Source organism: Streptomyces sp. NBC_01410, assembly GCF_045040195.1.
GTDB lineage: Bacteria > Actinomycetota > Actinomycetes > Streptomycetales > Streptomycetaceae > Streptomyces.
Genome location: NZ_CP109530.1, coordinates 179900 through 202379 on the forward strand (window position 1 = coordinate 179900; position 22480 = coordinate 202379).

Annotated in this window: 15 protein-coding genes and 5 pseudogenes; 8 read left to right on the forward strand and 12 right to left on the reverse strand. The window is 67.4% G+C overall.

The window, feature by feature from the left end; genetic code table 11:
- Positions 1-36: 36 nt before the first annotated feature.
- From OG741_RS00745 to OG741_RS00765, 5 genes and pseudogenes are all read left to right on the forward strand, one after another.
- Positions 37-507, forward strand: a pseudogene (locus tag OG741_RS00745) (DUF2079 domain-containing protein); the annotation flags it as partial.
- 53 nt (positions 508-560) lie between these two features.
- The gene (locus OG741_RS00750) at positions 561-1181 is read left to right on the forward strand and encodes a DUF2079 domain-containing protein (protein WP_405594029.1); all 621 of its coding nucleotides are present in this window, start codon (positions 561-563) and stop codon (positions 1179-1181) included.
- A gap of 362 nt (positions 1182-1543) precedes the next feature.
- Complete coding sequence (locus OG741_RS00755) at positions 1544-1726, forward strand: hypothetical protein (protein WP_405594031.1); 183 nt, start codon at positions 1544-1546, stop codon at positions 1724-1726.
- A 1543-nt stretch (positions 1727-3269) separates the two neighbouring features.
- Positions 3270-3689, forward strand: a complete 420-nt coding sequence (locus OG741_RS00760) for a hypothetical protein (RefSeq protein WP_405594033.1) — start codon at positions 3270-3272, stop codon at positions 3687-3689.
- Positions 3690-3752: 63 nt separating this feature from the next.
- Positions 3753-4367 (forward strand): LuxR C-terminal-related transcriptional regulator, encoded by a 615-nt coding sequence (locus OG741_RS00765; protein WP_405594035.1) that lies wholly within the window; start codon positions 3753-3755, stop codon positions 4365-4367.
- Between the two features lie 140 nt (positions 4368-4507).
- Here the strand turns inward: OG741_RS00765 and OG741_RS00770 are convergent.
- Positions 4508-4636 (reverse strand): annotated as a pseudogene (locus tag OG741_RS00770) (transposase); the annotation flags it as partial.
- A 776-nt stretch (positions 4637-5412) separates the two neighbouring features.
- Between OG741_RS00770 and OG741_RS00775 the strand changes: the two are divergent.
- The 3 genes and pseudogenes from OG741_RS00775 (at position 5413) to OG741_RS00785 (ending at position 10339) form a co-directional block, all read left to right on the forward strand.
- On the forward strand, positions 5413-5964 hold the full coding sequence (locus OG741_RS00775; protein WP_405594037.1) for a YceI family protein: 552 nt from the start codon (positions 5413-5415) through the stop codon (positions 5962-5964).
- Between the two features lie 354 nt (positions 5965-6318).
- Positions 6319-8416, forward strand: a pseudogene (locus OG741_RS00780) (ATP-binding cassette domain-containing protein).
- Between the two features lie 528 nt (positions 8417-8944).
- Positions 8945-10339 carry a DUF2079 domain-containing protein gene (locus tag OG741_RS00785; protein ID WP_405594040.1) on the forward strand — a complete coding sequence of 465 codons (1395 nt, stop codon included), beginning with the start codon at positions 8945-8947 and terminating at the stop codon, positions 10337-10339.
- Positions 10340-10504: 165 nt separating this feature from the next.
- Here OG741_RS00785 and OG741_RS00790 read toward each other — a convergent pair.
- The 11 genes and pseudogenes from OG741_RS00790 to OG741_RS00840 all read right to left on the reverse strand — a co-directional run.
- A pseudogene (locus OG741_RS00790) lies at positions 10505-10986 on the reverse strand (3'-5' exonuclease); the annotation flags it as partial.
- Positions 10987-12274: 1288 nt separating this feature from the next.
- Complete coding sequence (locus OG741_RS00795; protein WP_405594042.1) at positions 12275-12601, reverse strand: TnsA endonuclease N-terminal domain-containing protein; 327 nt, start codon at positions 12599-12601, stop codon at positions 12275-12277.
- 54 nt (positions 12602-12655) lie between these two features.
- The gene (locus OG741_RS00800; protein WP_405594044.1) at positions 12656-12955 is read right to left on the reverse strand and encodes a hypothetical protein; all 300 of its coding nucleotides are present in this window, start codon (positions 12953-12955) and stop codon (positions 12656-12658) included.
- A 482-nt stretch (positions 12956-13437) separates the two neighbouring features.
- Positions 13438-14646 (reverse strand): glycosyltransferase, encoded by a 1209-nt coding sequence (locus tag OG741_RS00805; protein ID WP_405594046.1) that lies wholly within the window; start codon positions 14644-14646, stop codon positions 13438-13440.
- 281 nt (positions 14647-14927) lie between these two features.
- Complete coding sequence (locus OG741_RS00810; RefSeq protein ID WP_405594049.1) at positions 14928-16166, reverse strand: alpha/beta hydrolase family protein; 1239 nt, start codon at positions 16164-16166, stop codon at positions 14928-14930.
- Between the two features lie 524 nt (positions 16167-16690).
- Positions 16691-17062: an alpha/beta hydrolase gene (locus tag OG741_RS00815; RefSeq protein WP_405594050.1), complete on the reverse strand. Its 372-nt coding sequence runs from the start codon at positions 17060-17062 to the stop codon at positions 16691-16693.
- Positions 17063-17154: 92 nt separating this feature from the next.
- Positions 17155-17604 (reverse strand): annotated as a pseudogene (locus OG741_RS00820) (alpha/beta hydrolase); the annotation flags it as partial.
- 133 nt (positions 17605-17737) lie between these two features.
- Positions 17738-17887, reverse strand: coding sequence for a hypothetical protein (locus OG741_RS00825; protein WP_405594052.1), 150 nt, complete (start codon positions 17885-17887; stop codon positions 17738-17740).
- Positions 17888-18133: 246 nt separating this feature from the next.
- Positions 18134-18814 carry a response regulator gene (locus tag OG741_RS00830; RefSeq protein ID WP_405594054.1) on the reverse strand — a complete coding sequence of 227 codons (681 nt, stop codon included), beginning with the start codon at positions 18812-18814 and terminating at the stop codon, positions 18134-18136.
- Positions 18811-21273 (reverse strand): histidine kinase, encoded by a 2463-nt coding sequence (locus OG741_RS00835; protein WP_405594056.1) that lies wholly within the window; start codon positions 21271-21273, stop codon positions 18811-18813. The genes OG741_RS00830 and OG741_RS00835 overlap by 4 nt, the downstream gene beginning before the upstream one ends.
- The gene (locus OG741_RS00840; protein WP_405594058.1) at positions 21266-22243 is read right to left on the reverse strand and encodes an alpha/beta hydrolase; all 978 of its coding nucleotides are present in this window, start codon (positions 22241-22243) and stop codon (positions 21266-21268) included. Before OG741_RS00840 ends, OG741_RS00835 begins: the two co-directional genes overlap by 8 nt.
- Between the last annotated feature and the right edge of the window lie 237 nt (positions 22244-22480).

A 22480-nucleotide genomic window follows, 5' to 3' on the forward strand; every position in this document is an offset into this window, starting at 1 on the left:
CTCTACGCGGCCGTATCGGTGCGAGGCCACCAGCGGATGAGGACCACCGGATTCGACCTGGGCATCTTCGAGCAGGCCGTGCGTTCCTACGCACATGGCCACTTGCCCGTCTCCGAGCTCAAGGGCCCCGGCTTCCCGCTGCTCGGCGATCACTTCTCGCCCGTCCTGGCCACCCCGGCGCCCTTCTACCGGCTGTGGCCCTCTCCGATCCTGCTGCTCATGGCCCAGGCGGCGCTGTTTGCCGTGGCAGTGGTGCCGCTGGCCTCCTGGGCGCAACGCACAGCCGGCCGAACCACCGCCCTGGTAGTCGCCTTCGGCTACGGCGCCTCCTGGGGGATAGCTCAGGCCGTGGGCTTCGACTTCCACGAGGTCTGCTTCGCCGTACCGCTGCTGTCTCTCTCGCTGGCCGCGCTCGGCGAAGGGAGGCTGCGCGCTGCCGTCCTGTATGCGCTGCCGCTGCTGCTGGTCAAGGAAGACCTCGGCCTCACCCTCGCGGTCATCGGTGTACTGGTGGCCCGCCGCGGCCAGGTGCGGCTCGGCCTGGCCGCTCCTTTGACATCGTGGGGACACTGCTGGAAGTCCTCGTCATCATCCCGGCGTTCAGCCCCGGCCGGCAGTACGCGTACTGGAACAACCTCGGCTCGGGCGGGGTCACCGGGACCGCGCCCACGGGGATGCAGCCCGCCGCATGCAGCCTCACTGTGGTGCTGCTGCTGGCCGCCCGCTCCCCGCTGCTCCAGCTCGTCTTCGCCGCGCTCGTCGAAGCGGTCACCACCCGACCGGGCGGGCAACGCGCCGTCCGCGCCCACCTGGCCATCAGTGCCGCCCTCAGCGCCCTGCTGCTGCCGCTGTTCCCGCTCGCACGCCTCGGCCAGGCCACCACCTGGACAAGTAATCCGCGCATCGCCGCCGCCCACCGCATCCTGGACCACATACCCGACGAAGCAACCGTCGCGGCCTCCAACCGTCTCGTTCCACAGCTCACCAGCCGCACCACTGTCTCTGAATTCGGCCTGCCCGGCCGCAGACCCGTCCCTGAATGGATCGTCGTCGATACCGCCGCCCCACAGGGCTGGCCCATCTCAAGTGCCCAACAAGCTCGCGACATCGATGCTGCACGAGCCCGCGGCTACCGGACAGCCATCGACCGGGACGGCTACCTCTTGCTGCGCCGACCTTGAGCTTCATCCCGTTGCCCCGAGCCTCGAAGGCGCTGAGTGTGCGCGATCTTGTCGAGGGTGACGGCGGTGCCGCGTTGGTCCCCTCGCACGCCGCACATGAGGGTCGAATGACCTGTCCGTCAGTCTTCGGCGAAGTGGCGTTGCCGTGAGCTGTGGAAGTGGTCGTACCTGAGCACGGGACGGAGCGTCCGTCCCGGGCGCCACTACGCAACCACGGGTCCACCTATACGTCTGGCCGGTTCGCTGTCCTCCAGACAGGCCCCAGCGCATCTATACGTAAGAAGGCCCGGCGCTACGGGTGTTGAACCGGCTGTGACCGGAACAGCGTCATGGCAGGCATGAAGCAAGGCAGGGGGACCGAGATGCGTGAGAGCGAGTGGGACACGGCGGTACGCGCACCGGTGTCGAGCGAGGCCGCCAGCTCTCCCAGCGAAGAGGCCGTGAGCGTTCCCGGCCACGGCGGCACCGTCCCGGCGGCCAGCCGTCCGCCGGGACGGCGTACGGGCCCGGCCTCGGACACCGCCGCCTCGGTCCCTTTCGGGTAGGCAGGCTCCCGGACGACACAGGCCCCCGACGCCGTGAACGTCACATTCAGACGGGGCGCCCGGCCGAGCTCCGAATGCGCGAGCAGCCACCTCACGAACCAGCTCTTGCCCGTCCCTGCCTCTCCACCGACCAGAACCAGCACCCTCGCGTCCGGCGCGGCCAATGCCAGTGGCTCCGGTGCTGCTCGTGGCCGAGGACGTTCACCGTGCGGACGAGCGGGACGCGCGCGCTGCGTACCGTGCTGGCCCATCCCCCGGCCGGACTGAGGGCCGTGCTGACCTATCGGCCCGAGGAGCTGGCCCGTCCTGGGCTGGTGCTGGGTGCGCCGGTGGGGTATCCGGCCGAGTTGAGTCTCGTACGGTTACGGCTCAGGCCGCTCGGCGAGGTTGAGGTCCGCCGGATGGCGATGGCGGCGCTGGGCGAGGACCGCTGCTCGCAGGGGTTCATCGCCCGGCTTCATGAGCGCTCGGGCGGAAACGCGCAGGTGGTGTCCGATCTGGTGGCCGAGGCGAAGACGGGGCGCCGGTCTGTGGCACAGCAATGCGGGCGGTCCGCTCCCGGGCGTGGGAGCCGCGGTCGTCGGCCCGTGCCGGCTGACGGCCAGGGACGTGGACGAGGCCGCGGTGCCGGAGCGGCTCACCGAGCTGGTGGTCGGCCGCATGGCGGCGCTGGACGTGGAGCCGCGGCGCGTGGTGTGGGCGGCGGCGGTGCTCGACGAGGCCGCGACGGAGGACGAGCTGGCCTTCGTGGCGGGCCTGTCGGCGGAGGGCGGCCGTGCGGCGCTGACGGATGCGCTGTCCGAAGCGTTGCTGAACGAGTTGGGGCTCGGCCGGTACGGCTTTCGGGTACCGATGGAGGCCGCGGCCGTGCATCAGCTGCTGCCCGGCCCGGTGCGGCGGCAGCTGCACGATCGCGCGGCCGAGGCCCTGGCGGCACGGCGTCCGGTGCCGTGGGTGCGCCTCGCCCGCCAGCAACTCGCGTCCGGCCGGATCGCGGACTGGCTTCAGAGCGTGGAGAACGCCGCGCGTGAGGCAATCGGCGAAGGGGATCACCCCTCGGCGATCTCGCTGCTCGAGGACACGCTGGCACATCCCGGAGTCGCGCCGTCGGACCGGGCCAGGCTGGCCCTTCTGCTCGCCCACACTGCACTCAAGGGGCTGCGCTCCGACCAGACGGTCGAGGTACTGCGCCGGGTGGTCGACGACCCCACGCTGCCCACCGCCGCCCGTGGCGAGATCCGGCTCAACCTCGGGAGCCTCATGCACATGGTCAGGCGGAGCGCCGAGGCGCGTGCCGAACTCGTACGAGCAGCTGAGGAGTTGCACAGCAATCCGGTCCTGGCGGCGCGGGCGATGTCATCCCTTGGGGTCCCCTACTGGCCCGGCGGATCACTGGCAGAGAATCTCGCCTGGCTGGCGCGGGCCGAGGCGACAGCGGCCGGGAGCGGGGACCGGATGGTCCAGGCAAGGGTCGCGGTGACCCGGATGACCGTGGTGGTCTGTGTGGGTGATCCGGGGCGCTGCTCAGACCATTGCCCGAGGCATGCAGAATCCGGAGATCATCGCTTTGCCGGGGAAGTTGCTCCAGATGCCGCCACCCGTCGCGAATGCCGCCGTCTGGCTCGGCGAGTACGCGCGATCCCGCGAGCTGCAGGCCGAGGCCCTTGCCACGTCACTGGTAGTGGACCTGATGACCGGCCGCTGGGCGGGCCTGGCCGCCCGGGCCCGCGCCATGGTGGCGGAAACGGCCGAGATGCCGGCCGTCGCGGGCGATACACGGCTGGTCCTCGGCCTGCTCGCCCTGGCCAAGGGCGAGTGGGGCCAGGCAGACACCTGGCTCTGCGGTCCCGGCCTGGTCGCAGAGGACGGCGCCATCCCGCTGACCGCGGCGGCCGCGGGCGGCCGCATCAGGCTCTCGCTGGCCCGCCAGGACCTTGCCGGCGCCGCCCGGGAGGCGGCCTAGGCATGGGCGAGACTGCGGGCCAAAGCCGTATGGGTATGGGCGGCCGAGCTGGCTCCATGGGCCGTGGAGGCCACCGCCCGGGCCGGGAGGCGGGACACGGCACGGGAGATGGTGGACGAGTTCGCGGCAGGCATGGAGGGCAGACAGGCGCCCGCCGCCTTCGCCGCACTGATGTGGTGCCGAGCGGTGCTCTCCGAAGCGGACGGCGATTTCGCCGAAGCAGCCGGCTGCTTCCGGCGTGCCCGCACGCGCTACCAGGCGCTTCCCCGGCCCTACGAGGCGGCGCTCGCCGCGGAGGCCTGCGGACGGTCCGCCGTGGCGGGACGCCCGCAGAGCGCTGCGGGCGTCCCGGAACTGGCCGCTGCCGCACATGAGCTGGAAGCCATGTGCGCGACATGGGACGTGGCTCGCGTACGGGCGGAACTGCGCGCCCACCTCGGTGCCGAACAGCGCCGCCCCCGGGGCAGGCCCAGCTACGGCGAACGGCTGTCACCCCGCGAGGAGGAGGTGGCAGAACTCGCCGGGGCTGGCCTGAGCAACCGCGAGATCGCGGCCACCCTGCACCTGTCCCCGCGGACGGTGGAGCAGCATGTCGCCCGCGCACTACGGAAGTTGGGTGCCCTCTCCCGGCAGGACCTTGCCGTCAAAGACCGCAAGAACAGCGAACCGGAAAGCTGAGCAACGGTCGGTTCCAAAAGTCCTCCGCCGACAGGAGGCCCAGGGTGCTGACACGCACAGGTGCACTGGGGCGCGCCGGTATCCCTAGCCCAGCGGTCGCCACTGGTCGCGCTGGGCAACTGCCGTGTATCGATCAGGTGCTGGCGACGCCAGGCATAGATCGTCTTGTCACTGATGCCGAGGAGCTGGGCGACCTCGGCGACCTTCCTTCCGGATGCAACGAGATCGAGGTCCTTACGGCGGAACTCGGGCGGATAACTACGGGGCATCACGGCCTCCGGAGGCTGCTGGATCGTCAATTGTCCAGCAACCCGACTCCATCAGACCCGGGGAGAGCCGGTCATCGTAACCGGCCGCCGCGCTTACTCATCGCCGGTCTCGGACAGGCAGGGCGGACCCGCACGCGCACCCAATCAACTCGGCTCCACGTGGGTCGACTTGGTAAAGCATTGGCAAAGTAGCGGGATGGTCGCCACCGAACACAGTCCTCCCTAGTGACCGCCGTAAGCACCACGCACATCTGGGGAACTCGATGGTCCCAAGTGTCTTCTTACACACCACGTCCATCAGCGGCTCGGCTACGCGCAGATCGGACCGATTGTGCGACAGAGCAGAGCGGCAGCCTTCCGGGCTGTTGTGGTGCGTAACAGGGCCGCGGTCCGCGATGGCACGTCAGCAGGCTCATGGCGGGTGGCTGCGTTGACAGGCGTGCGCATGTCGGCGCTGCGCGGGTGGAACCGTGCGTCGGACACCACGTACGGAGCCCGGCAACTGGTTGGCGGGTGTCCTCGCGCTTCTGGGCGGGAGAAGGTCGGTGGCCGACGGCGCGGTCTGGCTCGACACGACGGTGAAGGTGGGGTTGACACTGCCCGGGTTGGTCACCGCAATGCGGTGCAGGGTGCGGTCAGAGTGGTCGAGCCCGGCTGCCAACGGGTGCCGTCGGTACCCCACCGCCCCGTGCTGACCCACCCTGCGCCGCTGCCGACAGGCCGCCGAGAACCCGTTGCTGCCACGCTCCTTGACCAACGCTCCCATGGAGAGCACCATGCTCGCAACTCCAGTCGATCTTGACCAGCTCACCGGCGTCTGGCAGATCGACCCTGCCCACTCCGAGGTCGGCTTCTGCGTACGCCACCTCATGACCCGGCTGCGCGGCGCATTCACGCGGTTCTCCGGGACCATCACGGTCGGGGACGACCCTCCGCAGTCCAGCGTGCGGGCAGAGATCGACACCGCGTCGGTCGACACCCGCAACTCCCTGCGGGACAAGCACCTGCGCGCCACCCATTTCCTCGACAGTGACAACCACCCGACGGCGTGCTTCACGTCTGCTCGCATCCGCACAAAGGACGGTCGATACCTCGTCGAAGGGGCGCTGGCCATCCGGGGCCAGGTCCGGCGGGTAACCCTCGACCTGTTCCTGCTCGGTGTGGACACCGACGTGTCGGGCAGGACCAGGGCCGGATTCCGGGCCTACACCCGGATCCGCCGATCCGAGTTCGGCGTGACGGGCCATGCGCCCGTGGCTGGAAGACGCGCGCTGATCGGTGACACCGTCATGCTGGAGTTGGAGATCCAGGCGGTCAAGGATCACTGATGCCACGACCAGTGAGGCCGGCACGGATGGTTGGAGTATTCCCTCCGTCCCTTGCTGGGAGACAGCGGCCAGACGCACCAGCCCGCGGGTGGATAACCGCCGGGCGTGACAGCCGCCCTGCATTCCAACGGACGGCGGCCGGCGCAGTCAATGACGGCACTCTGGCGCTGCCGACCCCCGTCCGCACCAGCGGCACGAGCAAGCACCTGCCGCGCCGCCTCCGGCAGGCGGAGTGGGCGGCGATCCGGCCGCAGCCGCCAGTGTCGGCCGATGCCGCGATCGTCGCCGACGTGCTCAGCAGGAGTACAAGACTGTCAGGAGACAACAATCGTGGAGCATGGAATAGAGCTCTCGATGGAATTCAACGGGACCGCCAGGAGACTCGATCCTGCCAGAACGTACGTGCTGGGCCGTGATCCTCAGTCGGACATGGAATTCCAGGAGCCCGTCGTTTCGTGGCGGCACGCACGAATCTACTGGAACGGAAAGAGCTGGGTCCTGCAGGATCTGGACAGCACCAACGGCACATACACCAACGGTCGGTGCATGCCTCTGGCAGACATCACCCACGGTGCTGTATCCAGCCTCGGCAGTGAATCCGATGGTCCGCAGCTTCGCTTCAGTGCGCCGACGCACCAGCAGAACGGTCACATGAAGGGCAGCGTCGCGCCACCACAGGCACACCGGGACAGTCAACCCACCGCCCCCCGCTCCCATGGACAGGCCGTCCGCGACGCCACGCTGATCGCCCGTCGGCTGACCGTCAAGGTCAAGTGCGGCAAGAGCAGAACTACGTTGCTGAACAAGGTGAGCTTCGCGGTGCCGCCGAAGGCTCTGATCGCGGTGATCGGACCGTCCGGTTCTGGGAAGTCCACCTTGCTGCGCGCCCTGACCGGTCACCAGCGGGACGTCAGAGGCGAGGTGCTCTACGAGAACCAGAACCTCCACGAGCGGTTCGCTGAACTGCGTCAGTGCATCGGCATCGTCCCGCAGCACGACATTCTCCATCTGCAGCTCACTGTACGGACCGCGCTCCGGTACGCCGCCAGACTGCGCTTCGCCCGCGACACCGACGCTGCGGAGCGCGACCGTCGCGTCGAGGAGGTGCTGAGTGAGCTCAAACTCGACCCCCACGCCGGCAAACGCATCGCCGCGCTCTCCGGCGGGCAGCAAAAGCGCGTCTCTGTCGCCATGGAACTGCTGACCAGACCCTCGCTCATGTTCCTGGACGAGCCGACCTCCGGCCTGGACCCCGGCATGGACCGCGACGTCATGCAACTGCTGCGACGACTCGCTGACGACGGCAGGACCATCATCGTGGTGACCCACTCGGTCCGGGAGTTGGAGTTGTGCGACAAGGTGCTGGTCCTGGCCCCGCGCGGATCCGTGGCGTACTACGGTCCGCCGGAGATGGCACTGGAATTCTTCGGGTACGAGCAGTGGGCCGACGTCTTCTCCGCCTTCGAGAAGGAACACGAGTCCGACTGGTCCGGACGGTGGCGCGAGTCGAGGCAGCACCTGGCCTCCTTGGTCACCCCGCAGCAGACGGGCACGAGGGCGGGGCATGCGGCACACGAGGACGTTCATCCGCCGAAGCCACCTCGCTGGACAGCTCAGCTCTTCACGCTCGTCCGCCGGTACCTGGCGGTCGTGGCCTCCGACAAGGGGTTCGTCGGCCTGATGGCCCTCCTGCCGGTCGTCCTGGGCCTGGCCAACACCGTGATACCTGCTGACTTCGGCCTTCGAAAAGCACCCGACGGCAAGGCGAACGTCGAGGCCGGCACCGTCCTCTTATCCCTGGTCATCAGCATGTCCTTCATCGGCACCGCGAACTCTCTCCGGGAGCTGGTCAAGGAACGGGTGATCTACGAGAGGGAACGGGCGGCGGGCGTGTCCAGATCCGCCTACCTGATGTCGAAGATCACGGTGCTGGGACTGATCACGGGCTTGCAGGGGATCGTCCTCTGCGCGCTCAGCTTTGCACCGCGCGAACTGCCGTCAGAAGGCGTAGTCGTGAAAAGCACCCCGGTCTTGGAGATGACATTCGTCATCACCCTGCTCGGGTTCACCTCCATGATGTGCGGTCTGGTCATTCTCCGCACTGGTGAAGACCGCCGAGAAAACTATGCCTCTGCTGGTTGTCTTTTCTGTTGCCCAGTACATGTTCTCAGGCATCGTCTTCAAACTCTTCGACAATCCCGGTGTTGAACACGTGGCCAGGCTGATGCCATCACGGTGGGCCGTCGCAGCGGAAGGCGCAACACTCGATCTCGGGCAGCTGCTCGGCCCCCAGGACAAGACGATTCCCTCCGCCAGAGACCCTCTGTGGCGTCACACCTTCGGCCAGTGGCTGACCGACACAGGAGCGCTCCTCGGCGCGGCGATCGTCTGCACGCTGCTCACCATCCGGTTCCTGCGCCGCCACGAACCGGAAGTCGTACAAAAACGCTGAGTTCGCGCGACTCTCAACCGAGGTGATCGCTGGGCTGGTGCGGCGTGAGGTCGTCCCAACTCCGCCGGGAGGCTGCTGCGACGGCATGGGGGTCGTCGGACGGACCCTAACCTCGCCGTTTCAGTTGGGGCTGCTGGGTGGATGAGCGGGGTTGCTTGAGGCCGTGTCTGCCGGTGGACATGGTGAGGGCCCGACACGGGGTCGGGTTCTCCAAGGTCCTTTAGTCGAGGGTGAGCGGGGACGGCGAGTCAGAGCAGCCAGGCGGTGGAATGCGGCCACGAGTTCATGTCGCCGGGGCCAGGTCGTACCTGCTCACCCTCAAGCACTCGCCGACAACCTTCCGCCCCGAGCGGGCGAAGCCACCGTCGTGGCCATTCATGGCCTGCGCCCAGAGGTAAGAGGCACCCCTGGCCGTTCTCCGATCCCTGAGAGCAGCGTCTCCCCAACATGATGACTATCGGAAGGTTCTCGGCACCGATGTTTCCCCAAGCGCTGAAGACTCGTCGGAGAACCGCTTCTCGTGAGGCCGTGGAACAGCTGACCGGGAGAGCATCTCGATCGCGGAGCGCCAGCTGGGGTTGGGGACTGGCGGCGACATTCTTCGTCATATATGCCACGCTCTCGGTTCGCCGGCATCAACTTATACTGACGACGGGATACGACCTCGGAATATTCGAGCAAGCGGTGCGGTCCTATGCACATGGCCGCCTTCCCATCGCGGAACTCAAGGGCCCAGCTTTCCCTTTGCTGGGTGATCATTTTTCACCGATCACCGCCACGATCGCGCCGTTCTATCGAACATGGCCATCACCAGTCACGCTGCTCATCGCGCAGGCGACACTGCTCGCTGTAGCTGCAGTCCCGTTGACCCGCTGGGCGCATCGCACGCTCGGCGCTGCTGGAGCGCTGGTGGTGGGGGTTGGCTACGGTGCGTCCTGGGGAATCGCTCAGACCGTCGGCTTCGACTTCCACGAGGTGTGCTTCGCCGTTCCCCTGCTGGCCTTCTCGCTCGAGGCCTTGGGCCAGGAGCGTTGGCGTGCCGCGGTCGCCTGGGTGCTTCCGTTGCTGCTGGTCAAGGAAGATCTCGGTCTGACCGTGGCGGCCTTCGGCGGCTACGTCGCCTATCGCGGTCGTCGCAAGTTGGGGTTTCTGGCCGTGGCTGCTGGCCTGGCCGGGACGGTGCTCGAGGTTTTGGTCCTCATTCCGGCCTATAACCCAAGTGGTGGCTTCGCCTACTGGGACAAGAGTTCCGGCTCCGGGGGACCGCCGGCAGACCTCCTGCTTGACCATGCGATCGGCCTGGCCAAGAAGCTGGGAACTGTGTTGATGCTGCTGGCACCCACAGCTTTTCTCGCGCTGCGATCACCTTTGATTCTGCTGACTGTGCCCACGCTCGCATGGCGCTTCACGTCCAGCAATGAAGCTTATTGGGATATTCGATTTCACTACAGTGCGGTACTGATGCCCATCGTCTTCGCCGCATTCATAGATGCCCTCGCTGCGACCCTCCGGTCAGATAAGTCCCTAGCCAGCGTAATGCCTCGTCGCGGAGCATTGATATTCAGTTCGGTGTTCACGGCCTTGACGTTGCCACTCTTCCCGATTGGCCAGCTCGCGGAGAAGAATACCTGGCAGGCAGGACCGCGGATCACTGCCGTCCGGCATCTCCTCGTCCGTATCCCCGATGGGGCAACTGTCGCCGCTTCAAACCGAATTGTCCCTCAGCTCACCAATCGCTGTACGGTTACAGTCTTTGGATCGCCCAACCAAGGACATCCTGAATGGATCGTTGTGGACGCAGCCACACCCCAGGGATGGCCTATCAGCCCTGGCGAGCAGCTCAGAGAGCTCACCGGTCTCCGCACGAACGGGTACACAACCGTCGCTGAAACACTCGGATACGTCCTGCTGCGGCGTGTATGACTCATCCACACTTCATTTGCCGCGCGGCATGGCTTCCCGCGGCTGCCGCCAGCCCCCACCGCGGTCGACTGCAGATCAAGCAGGCCGCGGCTGAACAGGCGGAGCAACAGACGGCCGTGCGAACGTTGGACTGTCAGCTCGGACGATGACGAATCCGGTCAGATCCTAGGACGAATCATGCGCTGCTGGCTGAGGGTCGGTAGGGATGCGCCTCTCGGGATGGTTGTGAATCCAGGACAGGCCGCCGAGGGCGAGGCGGCCGCGGGTACGGGTGACGGCGACGTAGGCGAGGCGAGCCTCGCTGTCGTCGATCGGGCCGGGAATCGGGGGGCCGTTCGCGTCCTGCCGATCGGTGTCCTTGGGCGGAAGGAAGTCATCGGCGATTCTGACGGTCCCCCATTCACGGCCTTTGGCGCGGTGGGCGGTGGAGACAGTGATGTCGGCATGTGCATCGGAGTGAGTTGGTCGACGGCGGCGAGGATGGCATCCGGGCCGTGCTGGTCGATGAGGTCGACGAACGGCTTCAGGTCACCTCCGGCGGGGTCGTGTTCGGCGTAGTCCTGCAATTCGCCCCAGGAAGGGAAGAGAAGGAGTTCGGGGTGCCAGGTGCGGCGGCCTTCCTTGAGGTCGCGGGCGGCGGTTGCCAGGCCCTCGGCGAGAGTGACTGCCTCGTCGAAGGGGTACCGAGCGTTGGGCACGGGCCTCGCATGCTCCAGGTTCCAGGCAATCGCGCCGATGGCGTCATAGAGCCCACCTATGACCTCGGCCCGGGTGCTTGCTTGGCCGACGAGGCTGGTCACCCGGTCGAACTGTTCAGCAACCGCGTATAGCGCGGCCAGCGTGCGCAGCGCGCTTTGTGCCGGCGCAGACGGATTGATCGCCGCCGCGACCCGCTCGCACAAACCGTCGGGTTTCTCGGAGTTGAGGCTGAGGCTGTAAGCAACCAGCGCCAAGCCGGCTTCCACGGCGGGGCCTTCACGGACCAATCCGCGACGGCGCTCTGGGGAGCCCAGCTCGCTGATGATGATGTCGAGGATCGGCGTCACATCGGATTGCAGGTGGATGTTCCGGACCAGGCTCATGGCGGCGTGGCGTATGGGTAGTTCTTCTTGTCCGAGATCAGCGAAGAGCGCAAGCAGGCACGGCGCTGGGATGGGGAGCCGAGGGTCAATGCGGTAGATCTCGGAGCGGGATACCTGCCGGAGCCGTCGAACGAGGCCTGGGTCGCCGGTGCGACACGCGTGGATCAGAAGCGCCATAGTGATGTGGAGGCGATTTTTCTCACGCAGATCGGCGGGTTCGGTTGGCTCATTGACGAAGGCCTGCGGGTCACCGAGCACGTCGGTCAGGTTCTCGGCGTCATCGGGAGCGAGCGCCGCCCCCTCGTGCACCGCTTTGAAGACGTAGCGAGCGTGGTCGCGCACATGGAGTGCGTCCGGACCGCCGCATGCCTCAAGTAGCAACTCTTCTGCGAATACGTCCTCAACAGGCGAGGATTTCATCACCGTCCAAAAATTACCATATGACACCTGGGCAGTTTCTTCGTGATGGTCGACGCAGGTATGGCGGGGTGCTTTCGACCTCGGTGACCCCCGGCCGGATCAGTGTGACGGAACCGGGGACTGCTGGAGACTGCCCGCGATCGGCTTTTGGCCGCAGGCCCATCTCGTGCGTCGGCCGTCAACAACGGCGGGGTTGTTGCCGAAAGGTGGGGCGGTGCCCGGACAACAGAGGGTCGATGCGGCGGCCGGTGGGGGAAGTCGGCCAACCGCTGTCACCGAGTGTTCCCGGCGATTCGCGAAAAATTCCACTTTCGGCTGCGCGTTAGTCATGACAGCGGATAGGCACACCTCACGGTCTCACTGCAAGGCCAACCAAAACGAACTGACGTCACAGCTCGTCAAATGGTGGCTCCCAGTGCCAGGCACATGCGGTCTATCCCGCCACCACCGAGTAGCGCCACCCGCAGGCAAGAGCCACCTCGGCCGCAGCGGCGAACGACTCCCTGGCTTCCGGATCAATGAGCCGAGCGGGCCGGACATCCACCAGCCACGTACCCATCCTGGTCAGCACGAGGAAGTCCGGCGTGTGCTTACGCCATCGACTCCTCGTGCAGAACCTCAGCTTCAGTGGCTGCGACAGCACTTCCCGAACCTCACCGCGGAAGTCCAGAGCAACCAGCAGCCGGTCCGGGACGAGCAGGTCCTCCCAGCGGCATGCGTGCGACCACAGAGGCGCAGGACCACGCCGTCCACCGGTCATACCTGCAGCGCTGACATCCTGAAGACCTTCCACGCCTTCAGGTAAGCGGCCCCCTCACGCCCCGAGGACGATCCCCGATATTGACGACAACTTGCCCGCCAATGCCCACCAGACGACAGGAAGCCCGCCAATTTCACGACAGATATCGTGCCGATCGGTCATCGAACTCCCAGGTCGGGGCGATAGAGGACGACAACTGGCGTGACGAGTCACAGCCGCCTCGACCACCCGCTGCAGCAGCGGCGTGCGCCGCTGGTAACGCGCGGTCAGCCCCGGCACCTGCTCAGCGAACGTCACCTTCCCGCAAGAGGCGTTCTCGCAGTACAGACGGCGCACGCTCAGCTCGATCAGCACGGGGCGGCCGCCAAGCGACGTATCTCCGAACCGTCTGACGTAACGACTGTGACACCACCCGCTCGGTGTCCCACAGCCCGTCCACCGTGCGGGAGCAAGCGACCGCGTACGCGCACGGACAACCACCTCAGGTCCGGAGCCGTCGACCGAGGAAACCAACACGCCCGCCAAGTGCGGTAACAGGTACGGCAGTTCAACAGACCACGCTCAAAGACTGCCCGTTATGCGGACCAGTCGACCACGGCACGAAGATGATCTCCGGCTACGAAAATCTTGCCAGAGCCACGTAAGTGTGTACGCCGACAAGAAGACCTGCCGCAAGAGGATGGCCACCTGGCGGTCGTCTACGACGCCGACCCGGCCCCGCGCCGTCCGCACTACATGGGCGGTCTGTTTACGAAGCGTCTTGCCGCCGTTGAATACGGACAGTGATGATAGAGGCGAGAGTGCTGCTGGCCGGAGAAGGCGGGCGCGAGCGGGTGCTACTGCCTCTCGATCATTCGGCGGGCTGCGGTCAGTGCACCGTCGGTGCGCACCCGCCCTGCCAGAGTGTGTGCGGTCTCGACCACCTGGGGGGCGAGGGCTCGGCCCAGCGCTGCGGTGAGGGAGTCGGCCGTCGGGTCGCTGACCGCGTGGGCGCTGCCGATTCCGAGCTGGTCGACGCGGCGGGCGAAGTAGAACTGATCGAACATCTGCGGGACGATCACCTGGGGCGCCCCGGCTGCGGCGGCCGTCGTGGTCGTGCCCGCCCCACCATGGTGCACGACTGCGGCGACCCGCTGGAACAGCGCTTGCTGGTTCACGTCTCCGATCGCCAGGCAGTCGGGCGCGGCTTCGTCGAGAGACAGCTCGGCCCAGCCGCGGGCGAGGATCGCGCGGCGGCCGAGTGCGCGGGCGGCTGCGATCATCCTCCGGGCGATGCCTTCGGGGGCGCGTACGCTGCCGAATCCGAAGTAGATCGGTGGCTCGCCGGCGTCGAGGAACCTTTCCAACTCGGGCGAGAGCGGCCGGTGATCCGTCAGCGTCCACGCCCCGGTCTGGAACACGTTCAGCTCCGATGGCTCGGGCCACGGTGCCAGGGTCGGATCGGCGGCCAGCCACGGGGTGTCGGTGAAGATATGACGGCTTACATCGCTCACCGGGGCGAGCCCGGCAGCCTCTCGCTGTGCGTTGATTGCCGCGCTCCACATGACATTCCAGCACTGTGCGTCCTGGGCCCACAGGGTCTGGTTGTCGACGGGGCTGTCCGCCGGCTTTTCTCCCAGCAATCCGAACACGGGCGGCGCGTGGTGCGGCGAGGGCAACGTGATCGGTGCGAACGCGGCGTACACGTAGCCGATACCTCGCTGCTCGGCCACCGAGTGGGCGGCGATCGCCAGAGCACCGCCTCCCACGATCATCCCGCATCCCTCGGCGGCCGAACCCACCGCCGCGAACTGATCCGCAACCGTGCCCTCGATCATCTGTCGCCGCTGCTCGGGTGTGAGCACTGCCCCTGCCGGCCGCTTGGCTGTGGCGTGCAATTCCGGGCCGACCGGGACGTAGGTGATCCCCAACGACTTGGCCCACTCCTGGAAATCAGGAGGTGCGCACACCACGGCCTCCTGTCCCAATTCCTTCAGCTGCACGGCCAGAGCGATCACCGGCTGGACCTCTCCGCGCGATCCGATAGTGGACAACAGCACCCGCATGTTCACTCCCATACTCTTGCCGCGCCTCGTGACGCGGAGGGCCATCTTCGCCCGATATGGGGGGCTTGCGGCAAGATCCCCCATGCGATATACCGTTAAACGGGAGATGGAAGTAGGGCGACTTGCCCGCCTCGGGTCCCGAACGGCGATGCCGAGTGCAGCGAGCGGTCCCATCCGCCCCCGGCGGCATGACAGGCTGCGCTCCGCCTCCACACGCGTACGACCGGCCAGGCGTATCCGAACGACCGAGACCGCACCGCCGCCGCGTGACGCAGCCGCGGTCAGGGTCGGGATGGGGTGCCTGAGTTGTTCTTGGCGTCCCGCGCGGAGGAGTGCTGGAAAGTGACCTCGGAGTTGGTCTTGCTCGGGCCGTCGAGCAGCGGCTCGTTCTTGCCGCGCAGCTGCTCGTCGAAGAAGGCGCCCACGTAGTCACGGGTGATCTCCGCAGCTCGCTTGCCGGGCAGGCCCTTCGGGTCGTCATGGCCCAACTGCCCGGCGAGCGGGGCCAGATCGGTGAAGGCGAAGTGGTCGGCTCCGGCGACCGTGGCCCAGCGCTTCCAGCCCTCGAGCTTCTTCCACACCGAGTCCCACTTGTCCTCGCCGCCGGGGCTGTGGTCGGCCTTGGTGCCCAGCATCAGGAAGGGCCGCCCGGAGAGGCCGGACTTGCTGCCGGAGTCGATGAACGGGCCGTCCATGTTCACCCCGGCGCGCACGCGCGGATCCTGGGCCATGGTGGCGGCGGTGCCAGCGCCGCCCAGGGAGTGCCCGGCCATCCCGACCCGGCCCTTGTCAATCATGCCGGCGTGCTTCCAGGGCGACGTGCTCCCGATCAGCTGGTCCAGCGCGAAGGAGAGGTCCTTGGCTCGGCCCTCGGCGGCGGGCTGGAAGCTGGTGGGGCCGACCTTCCCGCAGGCCGTGCACGGCAGGATGCCCTTGCCAGGGAAGTCGACGCCCGCAGCCTCAAAGGCGTGGTCCACGACCGCGACGACGTAGCCGCGGCTAGTCAGGTCCTCGGCCAGGCCGGTGAGAGTGGCGCCCGGCGTCTTGAAGCCAGGCGAGAAGACGACCAGCGGGAACTTCCCCGACTCGGGCTTCGCGTCGGCGTATGTGTGGGTGCGGGTGCCACTGAGCACCTTGGCGGGGACCTCCAACTTCATTTGCTTCAGGAAGGCTTGGGCCCCCTCGGTGCTCATGTACGGGGCGGGCTTGCCGGTTCCTTTCTGCGCCGGGTAGTACATCGACACCATCAGCTCCCTGTCGCCCGCCTTCGACACCCAGGGGTCACGGCGGCCCTTGTCGACAAGGTGCAACGAGTCGCGGCCCACCGCGTACTCACCGGTCGGGGCAGGAAGCGCGAGGCTCCCCTTTCGATCCTCCGAAGCGGCAGCGTGAGAGGACGAGGAGGAGGACACAGCGGCCGAATCCTCAGAACTGCAAGCGGTCAGGGTGGTCACGCCTGAGGCAACAGCGCCGGCAAGCAGGACGGCAACGGCTCCACGACTGTGTACGGACATTTCCATCACCTTTCTCTCTGTGGCCGCGCGATTCCGTGACGGCCTTGAAGAACCAACGTAGGAAAATCGAGACCGGAAAGAATCACGCCGGAGAGCCAACCCGAGCAGTAGCTCTTAAGGACTAGAGGCCCCCGGGAGCACGGCAGGCTTAGGGCCTATACGCGAACTGAGCTGCGAGTTTAGAACCAGCGAAATACGGGCGCCTTTACAAACGGGCCGCGATCGGCCAGGTAGAGCTTCGTCCGAGGTCATGGTCATCGGGCTCGGTGCCGCCGGGAGGCGCCTTCTGAAGGGCCTCCTTTTTATGCGTTCCGGCGGCGCCTGGTGGGCCCGCACGATTATGGAGACCGGGGCCGCGGCTCTGATGTACACGCGCCCCGGGAGCGTCCCGAATCAGGTGGTCGCCCGCCCGGCGCGAGCGGAGCGGCACGCACAGTCCTTGGGCTGTGCGTGCCCCTCGAACGTGGGCCGGGTCGGCCCTGCCCCAGGTCGGAACGGGCCGGCCAGCGGGCTTGGGCGGGACGGCGAGGTCAGCGTGCGTCTTTGGTGAGGAAGTCGAGCAGGTTCTGTCGGCTGGTCTGGGACGTGAGGCTGCCGTAGGCGTCGTCGAAGGCGTGCTCGGCGAAGGGCAGTTCCTTGACCTCGATGTCGACGCCCTTCTTCTTGAGCGCGTCGCCGAAGTCGGTGATGGTTTCGGGGCGGGCACTGCGATCGCGGTCCCCGACCACCAGCAGGGTGCGGGGCAGGCCGGGGTGGATGTCGGAGGTCGGGGACACCTCGCGGTAGCGGTCCGGGTACTGCTGCGGCGTACCGCCGGTGAACATTTCCGCCGCCTCGCAAGTTCCGGACACATCGTCCTTCCACATCTGCGTGACGTCGGTGCCGGGGTAGAAGCCGACCACGGAGGCCAGAGGCTGGGGGGGGTGCCGTCGGTGGTCTTGATGGTTTCGTTGTGGAGGCGGTAGGCGGTGTTCATCGCCAGGGTGCCGCCCGCCGACATGCCCCCGAGCGAGATCCGCGAGCTGTCGATGCCGTACTCGTCGGCTTTCTTCTGCACCCAGCGCAGGGCAGAGACGAGGTCCTGAGGGGCCTTGTTCCAGGTGGGCCGGTCGGGGCCGGCGAGGCGGTAGTCGAGGCAAAGACGGCGACCCCGTGGTCGGCCAGCCAGCGGCCGGTGCCGCGCAGGTCGCTCTTGTCGAAGGTGTGGAAACCGCCGGCGTGGGCGAGCACGATGGCGGGCACCTGCTTGCCCGGGGTCTTCTTGGGGAGGTACGCGTCCACCTGAAGTGGCTTGCCTTCGGGGCTGGCGTACGTCTTGGTTGCGTCCGGCTTCGCTGCCGGATAGGCGAGTTCGGTGAACGCCTGGCCCAAGGAGATGTCGACGCCGGCGTTCTGCGCAGCACGGAACTGGATTCCGCCGATGGCCAGGGCACCCAGGGTGCACAACGTCGTGATGACGGTGACCGTGCGGCCCCAGCGCACCAGGCCGGCACGCCGGGCCAGCGCGGCGAGGACGGCTGCCGCGACGGCGAGCAGGGCTAGGTGGAAGGGATACTGCCCGCCCAGGACCGGCCCGATCACTCCGGCTTTGGGATGGCCGGAAAGCACGCGCCGAGGACGATGGCGACGGCCAGGAAGGCGAGGAACGAGGCCAGGACGGCGGCGATGACACGCAGGATCCGGACCAGCCCGCTGGTCGGTGCGGTGGGACTTCTGTGCGTGGTCATGGCTGCGCTCCTGCGGTTGTACGTGGGCGGAACTCGGCCGCCTGCTGGACTGATTGGGAGCCGCAACATCCTCGGGAACCGCATGTGAAGCGGCCAGGGCGAACTCACTCAATAAAGGTAGAAACCGGGCCCCTGGTTCGGCCTCCCGCTACGGAGCCATTCCTTGGAATGGCTCTCAGGCAGGGGTGCATGAGACATCAGCTGCCACAGGCTCAGATTCCGCTGAGGCCCAGCCTCGCCGTGGGGTCACAGGTTGGTGCGGCCTCGGGCGACCAGGCCCGTCTCGTAGGCGAAGACGGCTGCCTGGGTGCGGTCTCGCAGCTGGAGCTTGTGCAGGATGCTGCCCATGTGGGTCTTGATGGTCTGTTCGGCGACGACGAGCTCGCCGGCGATCTCCGCGTTGGAAAACCCTTGGGCGACGAGCGTCAGTACCTCGGTTTCGCGGTTGGTGAGCCCGTCGACCCGTACGTGGGCGGGTGGCTTCGCCGAGCTAGAGCTGCTCAGGCGGGAGAACTCCGTGATGAGCCGCTTGGTGATCTCGGGGGACAGGAGAGCCTCTCCGGCGGACACGGTGCGTACGGCTTCGGCCAGTTGGACTCCCGAGGCGTCTTTGAGGAGAAATCCGCTGGCGCCGGCACGCAGCGCTTCGTACACGTACTCGTCGAGGTTGAAGGTGGTCAGGACCAGGATCTTGGTGGGCAGGTCGGCCTGCGCGGTGATCTGGCGAGTGGCGTCGATGCCGTTCAGTCCGGGCATCCGGATGTCCATGACGATCACGTCGGGGCGTAGTTCTTCGGCCTTGGCGACGGCTTCCAGGCCGTCCACCGCGGTCGTGATCACTTCGATGTCGGGCTGGGCGTCGAGAAGCACCGAGAAGGCTTCGCGGACCATCGCCTGGTCGTCGGCGATCACCACTCGAATCGTCATGCGGTTTGTTCCCTGTCTGTCCGAGTAGTCGGGGCGGCAGGCACCGGCAGCAGTGCGGTGACCTCGTAGCCGCCGTGGGGTGTTGTACCTGCGGAGAGCTCTCCGCCGAGCATCGCGGCGCGTTCGCGCATACCCAGGACGCCGTGGCCGGCTCCTGGTGAGGGCTGGGCGGTCTGTAGTCCGGGGCTGTTGAGGATCCGCAGGTGAAGAGCGTCTTGGGAGTAAGTGAGCTCGACGTGGGCCGTGGCGCCGGGGGCGTGGCGCAGTGTGTTGCTGAGCGCCTCCTGCACGATCCGGAAGGCCGACAGTTCCACGCCTTCGGGCAGCGGGCGGCGGGCGGCGGAGATCACCACTGTCACGTCGAGCCCGGCCGTACGCACGCTGGCGAGCAGGCCGTCGAGCCGTTCCAGGGTGGGCTGCGGAGCCTCGGGAGCGTTGCTGTCGGGATGGTCCTCGGAGCGCAGCACTCCGAGGAGGTGGCGCAGCTCAACCAGCCCCTCCAGGGCGCCCGCGCGGATGTCGGCCAGCGCCGTGACCAGTTCCTTGGGCGGATCCGCGACACGGTACGGGGCGGCATCGGCCTGGATGGAGATGACCGACATGTGGTGGGCGACCACATCATGCAACTCGCGTGCGATGCGAGCGCGTTCCTCCAGAACGGTGCGGCGTGCCCGCTCCTGCACGATGGCTGACTCCTGCTCCGCGAGCCGGGTGCGGACCTCCCGGGTCCTGCGCACCCCGATCGCGGCGGCCACGGCGAGAGCGAACATCACCAGAACAATCACGATGTAGCGCCAGGGCCCGATCCCGCCACCCGATACCTGCAGCCCAAGCAGCAGCACGGTGCTCAGCAGCACTGTCTCGACCATCACCCGCAGTGGGTTGCGCAACGCGATCAAGAACAGCAGCCCGGCATGCACAGCCCACGCCCACCCCTCGTACGCGCTGAAAGGCTGATGGAGCCAGAACACTGGCAACATCACCAGCGACAGCCACCAGGCCGGCACCGGCCAGCGCAGCGCCAGCACGAGCAGCGCCGCGTGGACCATCCCGACGGGCCTCGGCGAGATGTCCTCTGTGCCCCAGTACGCGGTAAGAACCGCCACCGCGGCGACTGCGAGAGACGGCAGCCACCGCAGCGGACTCGGCCCGCTCATGGGCGGCATCGGCTGCGGGGCCAGCGTGAACAGATCCTTCCTTACCGTGTGCAGTGCTCCGCGCACTGTCCCCTTCACAGCCGTGTCCATGCGCTCAGTATGGTCCAGTTCATCCATCAGTCTGTTCCCTACCGGTCGTGGAAAGTCCAGCTGCGCGGTCGTGTCCGCGCTTGCCGGTGGGCAGAACGCGGCTCGGCATACGGCCAGGGCAAGAGCGAAGGCTGGGAACCAGCACAGGCGGGCGATCAACCAGCGGGGGCCATCCACTGTGGTGTGCAGCCCAGGGAGGGGGCCAAGGGCCAGCAGGCTGCTGGTGACCGCGAGCATCGCGGTCTGGTGCCACGCCAGGATCGCGGCATCCGCGCGGCCGACCACCCGGGCCGTCATCCGGACTGTCCGCCTGGAAGTGGCCCTGCGTAGCGGCTCGTACAGGAGCAGGGCCAGACCGCATTGCACCAACCCCAGTGACACGGCGGCCAAGTTCGGGCCTGTGGTCGTCGACCCTGTCACACCGAAGGTGCTCACGGGACCGCCAGCCCGGACGACCAGCCCTGCGGCGGCCGCAGAACCCCCTGTCAGCAGGAGCCAGCCGGCACGCCGCGTACCGAACCCGTCCCGTGCCCACATCGCACCCAGGCCGAAGGGCACCAGCCAGCCGACCACCGCATTCACCCAGCCGAGCCAGTCCAGCGCTCCGACACCGAGGCGGATCACGTCCACATGCAGGACGACGGCGATCGGCCACAGCGGCCCGATGCGCGCGGCAATCGGGGTCACCGCGGTGAACAGGGCGAGGACCGGGAGAAACCACAGCGGGGACAGGGCGATGTCCAACTCCACCAGGAGCATCCCGATGTCGACGCCGAGGGCCAGCATCACGATCGCTGCCGGGGTCCAGAGCCCGAGCAGCCATGCCACGGGCCCGAACAGCCGGGACAGCCGTCGACCGAGCCACTCGCGGTAACTGACACCTCGGCTCTGGGCCCGTGCGTAGCTCTTGGCGGTGGCATGCCCTTGGACGAGGAACAACACCGCCAGGGGCGGCACCACCCAGGACACCGGCGTGAGCCAGGCCAGGTGTTGCAGCTCACTGAATTCCGCCAGCCGCCCCCGACTGCCGTCAACGGCACCGTGCAGCAGCCAGTTGCCCGCCACTACACCTACGACGGTGATGGCCCAGAGCGTCTCCAACGCCGGGTCATGACCGTCATGCTGCGCAGCAGCTCCGGCATCGGCCACTCCTCGAGCGGACCGCGTGGTGCCGATGCCGCTGGGGGCGGCACGGCTCAGAAGGTCAGTCACCGCTCACCTCCTGGGCCGTTCCGAGCGCGATGCGAGCGAGGTTTTTCAATGACACGGAGTGCGGTGCCAGGTAGTCGCTGTGACCCGCGGCACCGCTGGCGAACACCCGGGCCCCGAAGGCAGCAGAGGTGGGGTCGGCGCCGAATCCGACCGTTGTGCCAAGGAACGTGGCGCTGACGTTGGGCACGTACGAGATCCAGTCCTGCTCGCCTCGGGCGGCCCAGACCCGTGCGGCGGTGCCCCACTGGGCCAGCGAATCCGCGCCAGTGCCCGGACTGCCGTAGACGGCGATGTCGGCGACTTCGAGCCCGCTCGCCGCCCGGCCACACACAACAGATCCGTAGGAGTGGCACATCAGCGAGACCCCTGCGGCGTCGTTGGCCTGCTCCAGGGCGGAAACAAAGCCACGCAGTTCGCGTGCTCCATCTTCGGCGCGGGTGGTCGTCAGCACATCCGTACTGATCGTCTTGGGCGGGGTATATCCGAGCCAGGCGACTACCGCGACCTTGGCTTCAGGGGCTTGGCGGTGGATCTGCTCCTGGAGCGAGCGGGCCGCCCCGCCGATCCTGGAGGACGGGCCGTCAAACGTGTCCAGGGTGGTGTCCGAACCAGGAACCAGGATCGATATCCGGTCGGCGGCGGCCAGGTCACCGAGCACCTCGACCGCGCGGCCCTCGCCCCGGCCGTCGAACGACAGGAAGTGCCGGCCGGGAGCGGCCAGGGCACGCAGCGCGCGCTCCCGCGGAACATCACCGGCTGCCTTCGCCATCTCCGCGGCCTCGGCGATGTTGCCGCGGTTGGCCGTGTAGCGGGCGTCGAGACTCTCGGCGGAGAGGGCGGGCAGCGCAGCCGGGGCCGGTGCGGGAGTGCGGGGCTCAGCAGCAGCCCAAACCGGACCGCACAGCGCGGCGGTGATCATCGCCGCCAGTACGCTCCGCCGTAGCCGGGTAACTCGGGTTCGGACGCTCACGATACTTCCCCTCCAGACGTTCATCTGGAGGGGAAGTTACGGAGCGAACCTGCTGGTCAGCCTCACGCTGCGGAGCCACCTTCCTGTCTGGCTCTCAGGTATGACGCGGCGTCGCAAAGCGAACCATTCAGCGGGGAACGCGGCGCCAAGGTGGTGCTGCAGTAGTGTCCTGAGTCTCGGGAAAGGTATGGAAGTGAAGTTCCCCCTGTGGCCTGGACAGCCTGATACTGGGACGGA